Source organism: Maribacter sp. (assembly GCF_016744255.1).
In the GTDB taxonomy this organism is placed as follows: domain Bacteria; phylum Bacteroidota; class Bacteroidia; order Flavobacteriales; family Flavobacteriaceae; genus Maribacter_B.
Genome location: NZ_JADGES010000172.1, coordinates 1 through 2,720, shown reverse-complemented (window position 1 = coordinate 2,720; position 2,720 = coordinate 1). Strand labels below are relative to the sequence as shown.

Below are 2,720 nucleotides of genomic sequence, written 5' to 3'. Positions count from 1 at the left end.
TATTTAAAGACACTGATACGGTTCTTTTTATACCATATGCTAGACCAAGCGGTATTTCTTATGAGGAATACACAGTTATAGCAAAAAAAGGGTTCAAAAGAATTGACAAAAAACTTATTGGCATACATACTTTTGACAATCCTATAGAAGCTATTAAAAATGCTAAAGGTATTTTTACTGGAGGAGGCAATACCTTTTTACTTGTTTCTAAACTATATGAGCACAATCTTCTTACTCCTTTAAAAGAGTCTATTCTAAAGGGCACTCCTTATTTAGGAACTAGCGCAGGAAGCAATATTGCTGGTGTTAATATGCGGAACACTAATGATATGCCTATTGTATATCCTCCTAGTTTTACTACTCTAGGGATTATACCATTTAATATTAACGCTCACTATTTAGACCCAGACCCAAACTCCACACATAAGGGAGAAACAAGAGAAACCAGAATAAAAGAGTTTCACCAGTATAACGAAACACCTGTTGTAGGTTTACGCGAGGGTAGTTGGATTCGTGTTCAGAAAAACAAATGTATTCTTGAAGGAAAAGAACTTACTGCTAGAGTTTTTGAAAAGAATAAAGAGCCTAATGAGATTGCCCCCAATGCTTCTCTTTTACATTTAAAATAACTTTTTTTTAAATGAAGCCTCTATTTTTTGCATGTTTAATTGCCTCCTCTGTATTATAGACTAATAAAACCTCTACATCTTGGTAATTCTGAAATAACTTCTCTACCCGTAACATTTTCTTTTTATTCTTTACGGATCTTAAGTAAATAGATGTAATTCTATTAGGATTTTTAGCTACTATATCTACATAAATATCTGGATCATGTTCGCCACAATCGCCAATAAGTATAAAAGATAAATCTGGATACGTATTTAATATATTCTGTATTTCATGATGTTTGTGTGATATTTTCGGCTTCGGTATTTTATCAAAAAAATGCCTTAAATCTCGTAACAAAAGAGCTCCTTTTGGAAAATTATTTCGATTAAGAAAAACTTTTAAATACCCATATAAATTCCAAGGGCTATTACTAACATAAAAAATTGGATTACAATTGTTTTTCGATTTTCCCTTGTGTAATTGCGTATAAAAATCTGCCGTACCTTCTAATGCTTTTCTATGAAACACATGAATAAAAAAAGTATTAAAGACAGCTCTCCACTTAAATTTTGAAGCAACGCCTGTGTGTAAAATAGTATCATCTACATCACTAATAACACCGTACTCTGAATTAGGTAAAGCAACCAGCATTTCTCCGTAAAAACAATTACCTGCTACGATATCATTTTTAAATTTATCAGGATTTTTGTATGCAATTTTATAAGGCAACCAACCATCTTCTGGTGTATTTTTAGATGCGTTTTCTATAGGCGAATCTATCAAATAATAACCTTCGGAATCTGTACTTACCTGTAATTCCTCTTTATTTGGAAGTTTTACATGCAACTCGGCATTCTCAATCTCATCTGTTTCGAATCTTTTCCATGTATTAAGTAAAACAGAACGCCAACCTATTTTTTGTAAATCTATATTTTCATCCTCTAGAGCCCTACCTCTCAAATATAAATGAGACAGTGTTCCGTAGGTCTTAAATGGAATGATTTGCAACTTATCTTTCTTTAACATACGTATTTGTTTCCCTAAGAACTAAATATAAAAAAACCGTCTCACATAAAAGTAAGACGGCTGTATTATTAATTTAAAAATGAAATTAATTTTTCTTAATTTCTGCTTTTTTTAATCGTAATTTCAGTAGACTCATTATTGCTTTTCACCGTAGCATTTTCAAAATCTTTCAATTGTTGTTCTACTTCTGTTTTAGTCCCTGTGAATGTTTTTTCTTCTGAGATTTCTTTACCATTTTCTATAGTAGTAGAAACTATAGTCGCTTCTGCCAAATCTTTATTTGTTATGGTCATTTCTACATTCGTAGTTTCGGTATTTTTTTCCTTTACATAAGCTGCAACACCCTCATCAACACCCAAAGCTATACTTGGCGCTATTACAAGAGCAACTACAGACATTAATTTTAGTAGAATGTTTAAGGATGGCCCCGATGTATCTTTAAATGGATCCCCAACCGTATCACCAACAACAGCCGCTTTATGAACATCTGTTCCTTTACGACCATCTTCTTCTATTGTTTTCTTAGCATTATCCCAAGCTCCACCTGCATTAGACTGAAAAATTGCCATTAAGACACCACAGGTAGTAACGCCTGCTAATAAGCCCCCTAACATTTCTGCACCACCAAGAAAACCAACCGCAACTGGCACTACAATTGCCAACAAACCTGGCAACACCATTTCTTTAATAGATGCTTTGGTAGAAATATCTACACATTTATCATATTCTGCTACACCATCTGCAGCATCAAATATTGCTCTATCTTCAGCAGAGGCTTTTGTCATATCCGAATCGTATTTACGCATCACTGTAAGAGCTGCTTTCAATTCTGGAATGTCTCTAAATTGGCGACGTACCTCTTCAATCATTGCCATAGCCGCTCTTCCAACAGCATTCATAGACAATGCGGAGAATACAAACGGCAACATACCACCTACTAAAAGGCCCGCCATAATATCTGGCCTAGAAACGTCAATAGATGTAACATTTGCAGTTTTCATAAAGGCAGCAAATAAAGCTAAAGCAGTTAAAGCTGCTGAGGCTATTGCAAAACCTTTACCTACAGCGGCTGTTGTATTTCCTAC

3 protein-coding genes are annotated in these 2,720 nt (G+C 34.2%); 1 reads left to right on the top strand and 2 read right to left on the bottom strand.

The window, feature by feature from the left end:
* On the top strand, positions 1-629 hold a 629-nt coding region (gene pepE, locus QZZ51_RS16490), incomplete at its 5' end, for a dipeptidase PepE (RefSeq protein ID WP_291871687.1).
* Between the two features lie 7 nt (positions 630-636).
* Here pepE and QZZ51_RS16485 read toward each other — a convergent pair.
* Positions 637-1,635, bottom strand: a complete 999-nt coding sequence (locus tag QZZ51_RS16485; protein ID WP_291871685.1) for a phosphatase domain-containing protein — start codon at positions 1,633-1,635, stop codon at positions 637-639.
* A gap of 95 nt (positions 1,636-1,730) precedes the next feature.
* On the bottom strand, positions 1,731-2,720 hold a 990-nt coding region (locus tag QZZ51_RS16480), incomplete at its 5' end, for a sodium/proton-translocating pyrophosphatase (protein ID WP_291871683.1).